Origin of the sequence: Rhodopseudomonas sp. B29 (assembly GCF_000333455.1) — a bacterium.
Lineage (GTDB): Bacteria > Pseudomonadota > Alphaproteobacteria > Rhizobiales > Xanthobacteraceae > Rhodopseudomonas.
This window is the reverse complement of sequence record NZ_BADD01000601.1, coordinates 1-13,400: the sequence shown is the minus strand read 5'-3', so window position 1 is coordinate 13,400 and position 13,400 is coordinate 1. Positions and strand designations below refer to the sequence as shown.

The following is a 13,400-nucleotide window of genomic DNA, read 5'->3' as shown; positions in this document are numbered from 1 at the left end:
ACCCGCATCCCGCTGTGGCGCGACAAGCCGGAGAACATCCTCGGCGTGCTGCACGCCAAGGATCTGCTGCGCGCGCTCCGCGCCGCCGATGGCGATGCCAGCAAGATCGACATCACCAAGATCGTGCTGCCGCCGTGGTTCGTGCCGGAAATGCGGCTCGTGTCGGAACAGCTCAAGGCATTCCGCACCCGCAAGACGCACTTTGCGCTCGTGGTCGACGAATACGGCGAAGTCGAAGGCATGGTGACGCTCGAGGACATCCTCGAGGAGATCGTCGGCGATATCGCCGACGAGCACGATACGGTCGTCGCCGGCGTGCGCACGCAGCCCGACGGCTCGGTGGTGGTCGACGGCTCGGTGCCGATCCGCGATCTCAACCGCGCCATGGACTGGAATCTGCCGGACGAGGAGGCGACCACCATCGCCGGCCTGGTGATTCACGAGGCGCGGTCGATCCCCGACCGCGGCCAGAGCTTCACCTTCCACGGCTTCCGCTTCCGCGTCCTCCGCCGCGAGCGCAACCGCATCACCGCCTTGCGCATCGCGCCGCTCGGCGGTGCCGAAGTCGCGCAGATCGAGAAGGCCCGGGCGGGGAGCGCGGGGTAGAGTAAGCCACGAGTTAGTAGTACGCTCGTAGGGTGGGCAAAGTCGCGTAGCGACGTGCCCACGCAAGCGCACGCTTGAAGCGCGTGGGCTTCGCTTCGCTCAGCGCCACCCTACGCGCCGTGCGGCGTTGCTACGCCGCTTTCACCGCCGGCTCGAACTTCTTGGTCTCCTGATCGAGCACGAACAGATCGCCGGGGGCGACGCCGAAATAGGCGCCGTGGAGCTGGATCTTGCCGCGCTCGACCTGGATCTTGATGCAGGGGAAGGTCATCAGGTTTTCGAGGCTGCGTAGCACCGCGGCTTTTTCGATGCGCGTGATGAAGTCCTGCATGGTTTCGTGATCGCGCTGCTCGACGACTTCGCCCGGCTTGGCGAACATCGACATCCAGCGGCCGATGAAATCGCTCGGCGTCAGCGGCGCCGGCTTTTCGACGAAGGCGCGGATGCCGCCGCATTGGGCGTGGCCGAGCACCACGATGTGCTTCACCTTCAGCACCTGCACGGCGAATTCCAGCGCCGCCGAGACGCCGTGGGCGCCGCCGTCCGGTTCGTACACCGGCACCAGATTGGCGACGTTGCGGACCACGAACATTTCGCCGGGGCCGGCGTCGAAGATGACTTCGGGCGACACTCGCGAGTCGCAGCAGCCGATCAGCATGACCTCGGGCGATTGGCCGCGTTCGGAGAGTTCGCGGTAGCGCGATTGCTCGGTCGGCAGCCGCTGGGCACGGAACGCCCCATAGCCTTCGATCAGGGATGTCGGGAACGCGGGCATCGGACCTCCTGCGGCATTTGCCGGCTCGGCTAACCACAGCTGGACGCGGCCCACAACCCTTCCGGCGCGCGGGGTGAAGTGATATCGCCACGGACGTTTGGAGGGAGACCGCAGATGATCCGACCGCGCCGTACCATGTTGTTTATGCCGGGCTCCAACGCACGGGCGTTGGAAAAGGCCAAGCTTCTGCCGGCCGACGGGCTGATCCTGGATCTCGAAGACGCGGTGGCGCCCGACGCCAAGGCGCAGGCCCGCGACCAGATCGCCCAGGCGGTAGCCGGGCGCGGCTATGGTCCGCGCGAGGTGCTGGTGCGGATCAACGCGCTGGATTCGCCGTGGTGGCTCGACGATCTGGCGATGGCCGCCAAGGCCAAGCCGGATGGCGTGCTGGTGCCCAAAGTGTCCAACGTCGCCCAACTTGCCACCATTGCGGACCGGCTGGCTGCGCTCGGCGCCGATGCCAATCTGCGGGTCTGGATCATGCTGGAGACGGCCGCCGGCGTGCTGCACGCCGAGGAGCTGGCGTCCCAGCGAGCCGACGCCAAGATGCGGCTGGAAGGCTTTGTGTTCGGTCCCAACGACATCTCGCGCGAAACCGGCATCCGCATGCTGCCGGGCCGGCCCACCATGCTGCCGATGATCCTGCATTGCGTGCTCGCCGCCCGCGCCCACGGCCTCGCGGCGATGGACGGACCTTATGGCGACATCGCCAATGTCGACGGCTTCGCTGCCGAATGCGCTCAGGCGCGCGACCTCGGCTTCGACGGCAAAACGCTGATCCATCCCGGCCAGATCGAGGCCTGCAACGCCGCCTTCACGCCGCCGGCCGCCGAGATCGCGCAGGCGCGGGCGATTTTGGCCGCGTTCGAGCGCCCGGAAAACCACGGCCGCGGCGCCATCCAGCTCGACGGCCGAATGGTCGAACGCCTCCACGCCGAGATCGCCAAGAAGACGATCGCGATCGCGGATGCGATCGAGACGATGGGGCGGTGAGCCACTTTTTCCGATGGTGTGATGTGAAGCACTCGCCGCAAGCGCGGCCTGCTCCCTCGCCCCGCTCTTGCGGGGAGAGGGGTGGGGTGAGGGGCGACGCGGGGGTACAGACCGAGTAGATTCCTGACAGATCAGACCGGGGTGATTGTCGACAGTTCACACTGCATCGGAGGGAGGACCGCCGATGCCTTTTGTGGAGACCTGTCGGATGGAGCAGCGGGTTCGGATGCTGTCGGACCATGCGAGCGGCAATTGGAGCGTGTCGGATCTGTGCCGACGCTACGGGGTCAGTCGGGACACGTTCTACGCGTGGCGGCGGCGGCGCGACAGCGGAGCCGAGGACTGGTTCGTGGATCGCTCGCACGCTCCGCATCATTGCCCGCAGCGGACCGACGCCGCGGTTGTCGAGATGATCATCGATCTACGGCGGCGGTTTCCGCATATGGGTCCGCGCAAGCTTTTGGCGATCCTGCAGCGCCAGCATCCGGAGAGCGCGTGGCCTTCGGCCTCGACGATCGGCGAACTGTTGAAGCAGGCCGGGCTGATCGCGCCGGTCAGGCGGCGGCGGCCGGCGCTGGCTCAGCAGCGACCGTTTGCAGCGGTGATCGCACCGAACGACGAATGGGCGGCCGACTTCAAGGGCTGGTTTCGGACCAGCGACGGCACCCGGATCGATCCCTTGACGCTGACCGACGGTTTCAGCCGCTATCTGCTGGGCATCGCCATCGCGCCGCAAACCATCGAGGCGACGATGCCGCTGTTTCTCGAGGCCTTCCGCCGCCATGGCCTGCCGTCGGCGATCCGCTGCGACAACGGCTCGCCGTTCGGCTCGACCGGCGCCTGCGGGCTGACCCGGCTGTCGGCCTGGTGGCTCAAGCTCGGGATCGAACCGCATTTCGTGCACCCGGCCTCGCCGCAGGAGAACGGCCGTCACGAGCGGATGCATCGGACCCTGAAGGCCCAGACCTCGCGTCCGCCGGCCTCGACCGCGGTCGAGCAGCAATCCCGGTTCGATGCGTTCCGCGATCACTACAATCGGGAGCGCCCCCACGAGGCACTCGGCCAACGGCCGCCGGCGGAGCTCTACACCGTCTCGACGCGGCAAATGCCGGAGCGGATCGAGGATCCCTGGTACGACGCCGACCATCAGGTGCGGCGGGTCCGCGGCTCCGGCGAGATCATGTGGCACGGCGAGCGCATCTTCGTCAGCGAGGCGCTGATCGGCGAAGTCATCGGCATCGCCGAACTGGAGACCGGCGACCAGATCGTGCGGTTCTGCCACTACGACATCGGCCTGATCGATCGCCACCGCGTGTTCCGGCGCTTCGCTCCGCCCCGAGAGGGGCTGCGCTACGCACCGCAACACGCGGCCCCAGAACTGTCGACAATCATCCCGGTCCGAACTGTCGGGAATCATGCCGGTTGAACACGGGCACTGAGTCTCGGCCGCGTGGAAGCGCCCCCTCACCCGGCCCGCATCTGGCGATGCGATCCGACCTCTCCCCGCGCGCGGGGAGAGGTGAAAGAAATCACGCCCAGGCGCGCTCGGTCTTCAGCTTGGATTCGTAGCTGTCGATCGACGACTTCTTCTCGAGCGTCAGGCCGATGTCGTCGAGGCCGTTGATCAGGCAGTGCTTGCGGAACGGGTCGATCTCGAACTTGATCTTGCCGCCGTCGGGGCCGCGGATTTCCTGGGCCGGCAGGTCGATGGTCAGCGTCGCATTGGCGCCGCGCTCGGCGTCGTCGAACAGCTTGTCGAGATCTTCCTGCGACACGCGGATCGGCAGAATGCCGTTCTTGAAGCAGTTGTTGTAGAAGATGTCGCCGAACGACGTCGAAATCACGCAGCGGATGCCGAAATCGAGCAGCGCCCAGGGGGCGTGCTCGCGGCTCGAGCCGCAGCCGAAATTGTCGCCCGCCACCAGGATCTTGGCGCTGCGATAGGCCGGCTGGTTGAGAATGAAATCGCGGTTCTCGCTGCCGTCGTCGTTGTAGCGCTGTTCGGAGAACAGGCCCTTGCCGAGGCCGGTCCGCTTGATGGTCTTCAGGTACTGCTTCGGAATGATCATGTCGGTGTCGACATTGATGATCTTCAGCGGCGCCGCGACGCCTTCGAGCGTGGTGAACTTGTCCATGGCGATTTCCCAGATTGAGCCGCGTATTTAACCCGGCGCTTGGGGCGTTCCAAGGCGTTTATTACGCAGGTCCCCCTGCATGGACCTCATCGCGGTTTTCAGTCCCCCGCCTGCGCCTCGATCGCCTCCATGTCCTCGTCCGAGAGCCCGAAATGGTGGCCGATTTCGTGGATCAGGACGTGGCGGACGATGTCGCCGAGGCTGTCGTCGTGCTCGGCCCAGTAATCCAGGATCGGACGGCGATACAGCCAGATCATGTTGGGCATCGGGGCGATGTCCTGGCTCGATTGCTGCGGCAGGCTGATGCCCTGGAACAGGCCGAGCAGATCGAACTCACCCTGCGCGCCGACGGCGTCGAGCGCCTCGTCGGACGGGAAATCGTCGACACGGATGATCACGCCCTCGCACAGCTTGCGAAAGGTGTCCGGCAGCGCTGCGAAGACGTCGTGCGCCATCACCTCGATCTCGTCCAGCGACGGCGCCTTGGCGGCTATCCACATGGCGATGTTGTAGGGGATGGTCGCACGATCGGTAAAGGGCGCGCGGTTGACGTCGGCGCGGCGATCGGGTGAGTTGGCGGGCGAGGACAGGGGGCCGCGGACCACCGCGGATCGGCGATGACCAAGCGACAAGCGATCCTGCGGAGCGCGATGGCGAGCAGCCTGATGCTGCTGGCCGGACTGGCAACGACTCCGCAAGCCTCGGCGCAGACCCAGGCGCCGGCCGTGGCGCAGCCGCGGGCGACCGATCTGTCATCGCAGGAGCGCCGGCCGCCGCGGCGGCTGCGGATTTATCCGCGCAGCAATCCCGACGAGGTCAGCCCGCGCTTCAATCCGGGGCCGAACGCGGTGCGGGACTGCACGGCGACTTATGTTCAAGAGTATCGGCCGAGCGGAACCGTGATCGTGCCGCGCATGAGCTGCTACTGGCGCCGCGGCTGAGGTAGCTCAGCGCCTGCGGGCGAGTCCGATCAGGCCGGCGATCACCACGCCGAACGACAATCCATACACTAGCAGCGCCATCGCGACCTGCAGCGTGGGACTTGCCGTGCCGGGTGAAGCGCCCGGTCCCTGCGAGGCCGCTGCCGGCGCGATGACGAGTATCGCAGCGCAACAGCAAAACGCATGGCGGATCACCGCGATGAAACTTGCGCGCCGAGGGTGACGACGAAACGCGACATAGCTCATGAGTTTGCTCCAGAGGCGTGCGCCGAGGTGCAGCGGCGTACGCCGCAACTGATTAGTTGATAGCTACGTCCTGTAGCGGACCGAGTTTCACCACTCTGTTGTCCGCAGTCCGGAACCAAGCGGCACACTGCCGAATTGGATGTCCTCGGCGCGGGGCATTCACGCGGCATTCACGTCGTGCGCTCCAGCATCCGCTCATCACCATGGCGAACTACTTCAAATCGCCGGACGGTAGGATCTTCAACCAAGGAGTTGATCGATGAACATTCTCAAGGCCACGGGCCTCGCGGCGGTTGCCGGTCTGTTGCTGTTCGCAGCGCCCGGCCAGCGCGCCGAAGCCGCGTCGATGCAGAGCCCGGGCATCGCGGCGGCGGTGCAGCAAGGCGCGATCGCAGGCACCACGGAGGTGCATTGGCGTCGCGGTTGGCACCGTCATCATGGTTGGCATCGCCATCACGGCTGGCGCCGGCATCATGGCTGGCACCGCCGCCATTGGCATCGGCGGCACTGGCGCTGATCGCCGCACGAACGTGATCCAAGGGGCGCATGGCCGAGAGGCGATGCGCCCTTTTCGTTATGTGCGTAGTTGAGGAGCGGTGCTGCGATGCGGTGTCGCAGTGGCGTGCCGCGACGTTCATGACGCGTTCAGCCAATCGCTCCTAGCTTCGCTGCGGGAGCGACACCACCGTTGATAATCACCGTCATGCGCCGCTTTGGCGGAGCCGGGGGAGTGCTGATGACGCAAATTGCGAGTGACGTTCGTTCAGGATTTTCAAAGCGCGCGGTGCGATCGATCGGATCGCTGGCGCTGGTCGCAGCCGCCACGCTGGGCCTGTCGATCGCAGCGGCGCCGCGTGCGATGGCGCTGACGCCGGCAAGTCCCGCAGCGGCTCCGACGGCAGGCGCAGCCAAGGCCGACACCATTCAGGTGCAGCACCATTTTGGCGGCGGGCCCAAAGGTGGCGGTGGCGGTTTCCGCGGTGGCGCGCCCGCGTTTCACGGTGGCGGTGGCTTCCATGGCGGCGGCATGCGGGCCGCGCCGTCGTTTCATGGTGGTGGCTTCCGCGCCGGGCCGGCCTTCCACGGCGGTGGCATGAGGGTCGGCCACATCGGCCATGGCGGCGGCTTCTACCGCGGGGGTCTGCGCTACGCGCCGTCAGCGCGGTTCTACGGCGGACACGTCGGCTACGGGCCGCGCTTCTACGGTGTCCGGCACTACGGCTATCGCCATCACTGGCGGCCGCGCTACTATGGCTACTACGGACCGCGCTACTATCCGGCCTATGCGCCGGTGTATTACGGCTACTACCGGCCGCGCGTCTGCCGCATCGTTTACACATACTACGGCCCGCGCCGCATCTGCCACGTGCGCCACTGGCGGCACCATCACCGCCACTACTACCGCCCCTGGCGCCATCACCATCGGCACCACGTCCATCACCGGCATTATCGCTGGTGATCGGGTGAGCTGATCCAGATAGTAGGCTCAAACGAAACAGGCGCCGCGAGGGCGCCTGTTTTGTTTCAACCGATCTCTTCTCCGCGGTGGTCACCGCCGGACTTGATCCGGCGGTCCATCGTTCTTCGTAAGATGGATTCGCGGGCCTTCGCCGCGCCGAAGGGGCTCCGGCCCCGCAGGCGGGTCAAGCCCGCGAATGACGATGCAGTATGTCAGCGCCACTCCCGGATATCGACGAAGTGACCGGCGATCGCCGCTGCCGCTGCCATCGCGGGCGACACCAAATGGGTGCGGCCCTTGAAGCCCTGGCGGCCTTCGAAGTTGCGGTTCGAGGTCGAGGCACAGCGCTCTTCGGGCGCCAGCTTGTCGGGGTTCATGGCCAGACACATCGAGCAGCCCGGTTCACGCCACTCGAAGCCGGCCTTGATGAAGATCTTGTCCAGACCCTCGGCCTCGGCCTGCTCCTTCACCAGGCCGGAGCCCGGCACAATGATGGCGTTGACGTTGGCGTTGACGGTCTTGCCCTCGGCGACTTTCGCCGCGGCGCGCAGGTCTTCGATGCGGCCGTTGGTGCAGGAGCCGATGAACATGCGGTCGATCTTGATATCGGTGATCTTCGTCCCCGGCGTCAGGCCCATATAGTGCAGCGCGCGCTCCTTGGAGATGCGCTTGGCCTCATCGGCGATGTCGGCCGGGTTCGGTACCTTGCCGGTGATCGAGATGACGTCCTCAGGCGAGGTGCCCCAGGTCACGATCGGCGGCAGCGCGGCGGCATCCAGTTTGATCTCGTGGTCGAAATGCGCGCCGTCGTCGGAGCGCAGCGTCTCCCAGTAACGCATCGCCGCGTCCCACATCTCGCCCTTCGGTGCCATCGGGCGACCTTTCAGGAAGTCGTAGGCCTTCTGGTCGGGCGCGATCAGTCCGGCGCGGGCGCCGCCTTCGATCGACATGTTGCAGACCGTCATGCGGCCTTCCATCGACAGCGCCCGGATCGCGTCGCCGGCGTATTCCAGCACGTAGCCGGTGCCGCCCGCGGTGCCGATCTCGCCGATAATCGCCAGGATGATGTCCTTGGCGGTGACGCCGTCGGGCAGCTTGCCGTCGACGACGACGCGCATGTTCTTGGCTTTCTTCTGGATCAGCGTCTGCGTGGCCAGAACATGCTCGACCTCGGAGGTGCCGATGCCGTGCGCCAGCGCGCCGAATGCGCCGTGCGTCGAGGTGTGGCTGTCACCGCACACGATGGTGGTGCCGGGCAGCGTGAAACCCTGCTCCGGGCCGATGACGTGAACCACGCCCTGCCGCTTGTCGAACTCGTTGTAGTAGGTGACGCCGAAGTCGCGCGCGTTCTCGGCCAGCGCGGCGATCTGCTCGGCGCTTTCCGGATCGGGATTGGGCTTGCTGCGGTCGGTGGTCGGCACGTTGTGGTCGACCACGGCCAGCGTCTTCTCCGGCGAGTGGACCTTGCGGCCGGTGGTGCGCAGACCTTCGAAGGCCTGCGGCGAGGTCACTTCGTGCACCAAATGGCGATCGATGTAGAGCAGGCAGGTGCCGTCTTCGGCCTCGTGCACCAGATGGTCGTTCCAGATCTTGTCGTACAGCGTGGTCGGCTTGGTGGCGGACATGATGTCGGTCCTTCAGAAGGAACTTTGAATCGTCGAAGCGGAATTGTCGCAGTGAGAGCGTGATCGCGCGGCGCAAGGCGCGGCGCCGGATCAGCTAATCAGCGCAGCCGTGGTCAGCCGACCGAAGAACCGCCACGGCAGGCGGCTACGGTCGTCGAGAACGATGCCGAGAATGATCTCGGGCGCGCGGCAGTCTGGAAACATTCCATCCATATAGCGCGTCCGGCCGAAAAGGCGAGGTGCTGATTTGCGTGCGCCGCTCAGGCATGCGCCGCAACAAAAAAGCGCGACCCGAAGGCCGCGCTTTTAAAAACTCAGCGAAGAAACGCCGATTACTCGGCGGCGGTCGCCGTGGCGGCAGTCGGACGGTCCTGCTTCTTCTCGACGATGCGGGCCGATTTGCCGCGCAGATTGCGCAGGTAGTACAGCTTGGCGCGACGCACCTTGCCGCGGCGCACCAGCTTGATCGAGTCGATCATCGGGGAGAGCAGCGGGAACACGCGCTCGACGCCTTCGCCGTAGGAGATCTTGCGGACCGTGAAGCTCTCGTTGATGCCCGAGCCGGAGCGGCCGATGCAGACGCCCTCATAGGCCTGGACGCGCGACCGCTCGCCTTCGACGACCTTGACGTTGACGATCACGGTGTCGCCCGGTCCGAATTCCGGGATGGTTTTGCCCGCGGACAGCTTGTCGAACTGCTCTTTCTCGAGCGTCTGAATCAGGTTCATCGGTAATTCTCCATCGGCAGCGCGCCCGACCATCCCGGCGCGGGCTGCGCAAAGATCCATTGTCCTGCCATTGCACGGATTTGGCGGTGCTATACGGCAATCCTGGGGGTTTGTCACCCGTCCGTCTTGTTTTTTGGCGTTTTTTGCGATTCGGCCTTGGTCTGGGGCGGCCGCGCCGCCCACAAATCCGGCCGCCGCGCCTTCGTCAGGGCCTCGGCCTCGGCCTGGCGCCAGGCCGCGACCTTGGCGTGGTCGCCCGACAACAGGATCTCGGGGATCGGCCGGCCTTCGAAGCTCTGCGGCCTTGTATATTGCGGATATTCCAGCAATCCGGCCGAAAAACTCTCCTCGCTGGAGGATTCCAGCTTGCCCATCACGCCCGGCAGCAGCCGGACGCAGGCGTCGATCAGCGCCATCGCGGCGATCTCGCCGCCCGACAGCACGTAATCGCCGATCGAGACCTCTTCCAGGCTGCGGGCGTCGATCACCCGCTGGTCGATGCCCTCGAACCGGCCGCAAACGATCAGCGGCCCAGGGCCGGTCGCGAGTTCAACAACTCTCGATTGCGTCAGCGGCCGGCCGCGCGGGCTCATCACCAGCCGGGGGCCGGTCTGCTCCGGCACGGCGTCGATCGCCGCCGCCAGCACATCGGCCCGCAACACCATGCCGGGGCCCCCGCCCGCCGGCGTGTCGTCGAAGCTGCGATGGCGATCGGTAGCGGCGTCGCGGATGTCCCGCGCCTTCCAGCGCCCATAGCCCGGCCGCCAGCGCCCGCCCCGCCAGGCTGACGCCGAGCGGGCCGGGAAACATCTCCGGAAACAGGGTCAGGACAGTGGCGCGCCAAGTCATCGGACAGCCGTGTATCAAGTGAAGCGTCATGCGCGGGCTCGACCCGCGCATCCATCGTCTTCGCGAGAAGATGGATCGCCGGGTCGAGCCCGGCGATGACGAAAGAAAGTGTTGCAGCGTCCAGCCGCCCCGACCGAAGGTCGCTACGCCTCCGGATGGTTCGGCGTGTCGCCTTCGATTTCGTTCGGCGGCTCGATGACGACTTTGCCGGCGGCGAGGTCGACGGTCGGCACTACCGCGTTGGTGAACGGCAGCAGCCTCGTCGGCCCGCCATCCGGCGGCGCGATCTCGATGATGTCGCCGGCGCCGAAATTATGGATCGCCACGACCCGGCCGAACGCATCGCCCGCCGCCGTGACGGCAGCGAGCCCGATCAGATCGGCGTGGTAGTACTCGCCGTCATCGGTCGGCGGCAGACGGTCGCGCGGCACGTAAAGTTCGACGCCGTTGAGCCGTTCGGCCTCGTCCCGATTGGTGACGCCCTTCAGCGTCACCACCAGATGCGTATTGGCCTCGCGGGCGCTGGCGATCTCGAAGCTACGCGCGCCGTCCTTGGTGGTCAGCGGACCATAATCGGTCACGGCGAACGGATTTTCGGTGAAGCTCCACAGCCGCACCGCTCCGCGCACGCCGTGCGGCGCACCGATCCGGGCGACGCAGATCAGCCCGGATGCCATCGGCCCGGCTTACTTGGCTTCGGCGGCCTTGCGCTCCTTGCGCGGCACCGCCTTCTCGGGGTTGTTGCGGGCTTCGCGCTTCTTGACGCCGGCGGTGTCGAGGAAGCGGGCAACGCGGTCCGACGGCTGGGCGCCCTTGGCGAGCCAGTCCTTGACCTTGTCGAGATCGAGCTTGAGGCGGGCTTCGTTGTCCTTCGCCATCAGCGGATTGAAGTAGCCGAGCCGCTCGATGAAGCGGCCGTCGCGCGGGAAGCGCGAGTCGGCGACGACGACGTGATAGAACGGGCGCTTCTTGGTACCAGCGCGCGCGAGGCGGATGACGACGGACATTCAGGTCTCCTGGGTGGGGGTTCGTTGTTTGTGGATGTTGGTGAGCTGTTAGTTCGTCATTCCGGGGCGCGCGAAGCGCGAACCCGGAATCCCGAGCTGTTCTGTGAGAGCGATTCCGGGTTCGCGAGCTGCGCTCGCGCCCCGGAATGACAAAAGAGAGGTCATTGCGCGGCCGCTCATTTCTTCTTCCCGAACAGGCCGCCGAGGCCCGGCAAGGTCGGCTTGCCGGACAGGCCGGTGAGGCCGGGGAGATTGGGAAGGCCACCGCGCAGGGACGGCGGCAGGTCCTTGGGCAATTCGGGAAGACCGCCGGGCATGCCGCCTTCAGCTTTCATCTTCTCCTGCATCGCCTTGATCTCGTCCGGCGACGGCATGCCGCCGCCGAAGCCCATCGCCTGCGCCAGGCCGGCCATCGGGCCACCCTTGCCGCGGCTCACGGCCTTCATCATGTCGGCCATGTTCCGGTGCATTTTCAGCAGCTTGTTGACGTCCTCGACCTTCATGCCGGCGCCGGCGGCAATGCGCTTCTTGCGGCTGGCCTTGAGCACGTCGGGATTCTTGCGCTCCTCGCGGGTCATCGAGTCGATGATCGCGACCTGACGCTTGAGGATCTTGTCGTCGATGCCGGCGGCAGCGATCTGGTTCTTCATCTTGGAGATGCCCGGCATCATCCCCATCAGGCCGCCGATGCCGCCCATCTTCATCATCTGCTGCAGCTGATCGCGCATGTCCGACAGGTCGAACTTGCCCTTGCGCATTTTCTCGGCGACGGCCGCGGCCTTCTCGGCATCGAGCGTCGCGGCGGCCTTCTCGACCAGCGAGACGACGTCGCCCATGCCGAGGATGCGGCCGGCGATACGGCTCGGATGGAAATCCTCCAGCGCGTCGGTCTTTTCGCCGGTGCCCATCAGTTTGATCGGCTTGCCGGTGACGGCGCGCATCGACAGCGCGGCGCCGCCGCGGCCATCGCCGTCAATTCGGGTCAGCACGATGCCGGTGAGGCCGACGCGCTGATCGAAAGCGCGGGCGAGGTTGACGGCGTCCTGGCCGGTCAGCGAGTCCGCGACCAGCAGCACTTCATGCGGATCGGCGGCGGCTTTGATGTCCGCCGCCTCGCTCATCATCTCTTCGTCGAGCGTAGTGCGGCCGGCGGTGTCGAGCAGCACGACGTCGTAGCCGCCGAGCTTGCCGGCTTCCATCGCGCGGCGGGCGATATCCGGCGGCTTCTGGCCGGCGACGATCGGCAGCGTGTCGATCGACATGTCGCGGCCCAGCACCGCGAGCTGTTCCATGGCGGCCGGGCGATAGACGTCGAGCGAGGCCATGAGCACCTTGCGCTTGTCGCGCTCGGTCATGCGGCGCGCCAGCTTGGCGGTGGTGGTGGTCTTACCGGAACCCTGCAGGCCGACCATCATGATCGGCACGGGCGGCACGGCGTTGAGGTCGATCGACTGGCTGTCGGAGCCGAGCATGGCGATCAGCTCGTCATTGACGATCTTGACCACCATCTGGCCGGGCTTGACCGACTTGACCACGGTGGCGCCGACCGCCTGCTCGCGGACCCGCTCGGTAAACGAGCGCACAACTTCGAGCGCGACGTCGGCCTCGAGCAGCGCGCGGCGGATCTCGCGCATCGCCGTATCGACATCGGCCTCGCTGAGCGCACCGCGCCCGGTCAGCCGATCGAGAATGCCACCCAGCTTTTCCGACAGATTGTCGAACATCGGCCCAATTCCAGCGGCGGCCTTCCGGTGAAAGGCCTACAGAAGCAAACACTTATGGCGCCCGAGGGCGCATCGCGCTGTCGGACGTTGACCTCCGGCCTCCAGGGCCGGGCGGCGGATCGAAAGACGAGACTTTCGAGATTTCGGCCGCATCTAGACGCCGGAACGCCTCGAAGTCAAGAAATCCGGCCGTTACGGCGGCGCCGTGACTGCAACGCAGACGAAACGGCCCTATATTAGGGCGTCAATCGGGTTGAAGAGCATGAAACACGTCAGCTTGGCGGATGCGCGGGCCAACATCGCGGAACTGCT

The 13,400-nt window shown here is 66.2% G+C and carries 16 protein-coding genes and 1 pseudogene; 6 read left to right on the top strand and 11 right to left on the bottom strand.

What is annotated here, in order from left to right:
* Window positions 1-606: transporter associated domain-containing protein (locus I5M_RS21775; protein WP_022723340.1), on the top strand; the 606-nt coding region annotated here is incomplete at its 5' end.
* Between the two features lie 130 nt (window positions 607-736).
* Here the strand turns inward: I5M_RS21775 and I5M_RS21770 are convergent.
* Window positions 737-1,381, bottom strand: coding sequence for a carbonic anhydrase (locus I5M_RS21770; protein ID WP_022723339.1), 645 nt, complete (start codon window positions 1,379-1,381; stop codon window positions 737-739).
* A 114-nt stretch (window positions 1,382-1,495) separates the two neighbouring features.
* Here I5M_RS21770 and I5M_RS21765 point away from each other — a divergent pair, with 114 nt between their 5' ends.
* Entirely contained in the window at window positions 1,496-2,374 is an 879-nt protein-coding gene (locus I5M_RS21765; RefSeq protein WP_022723338.1) for a CoA ester lyase, read from the top strand.
* Window positions 2,375-2,582: 208 nt separating this feature from the next.
* The gene (locus I5M_RS21760; RefSeq protein ID WP_244432067.1) at window positions 2,583-3,800 is read left to right on the top strand and encodes an integrase core domain-containing protein; all 1,218 of its coding nucleotides are present in this window, start codon (window positions 2,583-2,585) and stop codon (window positions 3,798-3,800) included.
* A 103-nt stretch (window positions 3,801-3,903) separates the two neighbouring features.
* Here I5M_RS21760 and leuD read toward each other — a convergent pair whose 3' ends face one another.
* Both leuD and I5M_RS21750 read right to left on the bottom strand, forming a co-directional pair.
* Entirely contained in the window at window positions 3,904-4,509 is a 606-nt protein-coding gene (leuD, locus tag I5M_RS21755; protein WP_022723336.1) for a 3-isopropylmalate dehydratase small subunit, read from the bottom strand.
* A gap of 98 nt (window positions 4,510-4,607) precedes the next feature.
* Window positions 4,608-5,009: a metallopeptidase family protein gene (locus I5M_RS21750; protein ID WP_031337286.1), complete on the bottom strand. Its 402-nt coding sequence runs from the start codon at window positions 5,007-5,009 to the stop codon at window positions 4,608-4,610.
* A 117-nt stretch (window positions 5,010-5,126) separates the two neighbouring features.
* Here I5M_RS21750 and I5M_RS21745 point away from each other — a divergent pair, with 117 nt between their 5' ends.
* A complete protein-coding gene (locus I5M_RS21745) occupies window positions 5,127-5,450 on the top strand; it encodes a hypothetical protein (RefSeq protein ID WP_022723334.1) in 324 nt (107 codons plus the stop codon).
* 6 nt (window positions 5,451-5,456) lie between these two features.
* Here I5M_RS21745 and I5M_RS21740 read toward each other — a convergent pair whose 3' ends face one another.
* The gene (locus I5M_RS21740) at window positions 5,457-5,696 is read right to left on the bottom strand and encodes a hypothetical protein (protein ID WP_148287935.1); all 240 of its coding nucleotides are present in this window, start codon (window positions 5,694-5,696) and stop codon (window positions 5,457-5,459) included.
* A gap of 259 nt (window positions 5,697-5,955) precedes the next feature.
* Between I5M_RS21740 and I5M_RS21735 the strand changes: the two genes are divergently transcribed.
* Window positions 5,956-6,213, top strand: coding sequence for a hypothetical protein (locus tag I5M_RS21735; protein WP_022723332.1), 258 nt, complete (start codon window positions 5,956-5,958; stop codon window positions 6,211-6,213).
* Window positions 6,214-6,432: 219 nt separating this feature from the next.
* Window positions 6,433-7,155, top strand: coding sequence for a hypothetical protein (locus I5M_RS21730; protein WP_031337285.1), 723 nt, complete (start codon window positions 6,433-6,435; stop codon window positions 7,153-7,155).
* Window positions 7,156-7,367: 212 nt separating this feature from the next.
* On the opposite strand, the gene leuC is transcribed toward I5M_RS21730, so the two are convergent.
* The 7 genes and pseudogenes from leuC to ffh form a co-directional block, all read right to left on the bottom strand.
* Window positions 7,368-8,780, bottom strand: a complete 1,413-nt coding sequence (gene leuC / locus I5M_RS21725) for a 3-isopropylmalate dehydratase large subunit (RefSeq protein ID WP_022723330.1) — start codon at window positions 8,778-8,780, stop codon at window positions 7,368-7,370.
* 90 nt (window positions 8,781-8,870) lie between these two features.
* Window positions 8,871-8,993 (bottom strand): hypothetical protein, encoded by a 123-nt coding sequence (locus I5M_RS34130; RefSeq protein WP_283804879.1) that lies wholly within the window; start codon window positions 8,991-8,993, stop codon window positions 8,871-8,873.
* Between the two features lie 119 nt (window positions 8,994-9,112).
* Complete coding sequence (gene rplS / locus I5M_RS21715) at window positions 9,113-9,508, bottom strand: 50S ribosomal protein L19 (RefSeq protein ID WP_022723328.1); 396 nt, start codon at window positions 9,506-9,508, stop codon at window positions 9,113-9,115.
* A 113-nt stretch (window positions 9,509-9,621) separates the two neighbouring features.
* Window positions 9,622-10,357: pseudogene (trmD, locus tag I5M_RS30335) on the bottom strand (tRNA (guanosine(37)-N1)-methyltransferase TrmD).
* 143 nt (window positions 10,358-10,500) lie between these two features.
* A complete protein-coding gene (rimM, locus tag I5M_RS21705; RefSeq protein ID WP_022723327.1) occupies window positions 10,501-11,034 on the bottom strand; it encodes a ribosome maturation factor RimM in 534 nt (177 codons plus the stop codon).
* A 9-nt stretch (window positions 11,035-11,043) separates the two neighbouring features.
* The gene (gene rpsP / locus I5M_RS21700; protein ID WP_022723326.1) at window positions 11,044-11,364 is read right to left on the bottom strand and encodes a 30S ribosomal protein S16; all 321 of its coding nucleotides are present in this window, start codon (window positions 11,362-11,364) and stop codon (window positions 11,044-11,046) included.
* A 176-nt stretch (window positions 11,365-11,540) separates the two neighbouring features.
* Window positions 11,541-13,088, bottom strand: coding sequence for a signal recognition particle protein (ffh, locus tag I5M_RS21695; protein ID WP_022723325.1), 1,548 nt, complete (start codon window positions 13,086-13,088; stop codon window positions 11,541-11,543).
* Window positions 13,089-13,400 lie beyond the last annotated feature (312 nt).

Coding starts and splice junctions, on each gene's coding strand:
- I5M_RS21765 (WP_022723338.1), top strand. CDS start 1,496: ATGATCCGACCGCGCCGTACCATGTTGTTTATGCCGGGCTCCAACGCA.
- I5M_RS21735 (WP_022723332.1), top strand. CDS start 5,956: ATGAACATTCTCAAGGCCACGGGCCTCGCGGCGGTTGCCGGTCTGTTG.
- I5M_RS21745 (WP_022723334.1), top strand. CDS start 5,127: ATGACCAAGCGACAAGCGATCCTGCGGAGCGCGATGGCGAGCAGCCTG.
- I5M_RS21730 (WP_031337285.1), top strand. CDS start 6,433: ATGACGCAAATTGCGAGTGACGTTCGTTCAGGATTTTCAAAGCGCGCG.
- leuD (WP_022723336.1), bottom strand. CDS start 4,509: ATGGACAAGTTCACCACGCTCGAAGGCGTCGCGGCGCCGCTGAAGATC.
- I5M_RS21750 (WP_031337286.1), bottom strand. CDS start 5,009: ATGTGGATAGCCGCCAAGGCGCCGTCGCTGGACGAGATCGAGGTGATG.
- rpsP (WP_022723326.1), bottom strand. CDS start 11,364: ATGTCCGTCGTCATCCGCCTCGCGCGCGCTGGTACCAAGAAGCGCCCG.
- I5M_RS21740 (WP_148287935.1), bottom strand. CDS start 5,696: ATGAGCTATGTCGCGTTTCGTCGTCACCCTCGGCGCGCAAGTTTCATC.
- leuC (WP_022723330.1), bottom strand. CDS start 8,780: ATGTCCGCCACCAAGCCGACCACGCTGTACGACAAGATCTGGAACGAC.
- I5M_RS21760 (WP_244432067.1), top strand. CDS start 2,583: ATGGAGCAGCGGGTTCGGATGCTGTCGGACCATGCGAGCGGCAATTGG.
- ffh (WP_022723325.1), bottom strand. CDS start 13,088: ATGTTCGACAATCTGTCGGAAAAGCTGGGTGGCATTCTCGATCGGCTG.
- I5M_RS21770 (WP_022723339.1), bottom strand. CDS start 1,381: ATGCCCGCGTTCCCGACATCCCTGATCGAAGGCTATGGGGCGTTCCGT.
- rimM (WP_022723327.1), bottom strand. CDS start 11,034: ATGGCATCCGGGCTGATCTGCGTCGCCCGGATCGGTGCGCCGCACGGC.
- I5M_RS34130 (WP_283804879.1), bottom strand. CDS start 8,993: ATGGATGGAATGTTTCCAGACTGCCGCGCGCCCGAGATCATTCTCGGC.
- rplS (WP_022723328.1), bottom strand. CDS start 9,508: ATGAACCTGATTCAGACGCTCGAGAAAGAGCAGTTCGACAAGCTGTCC.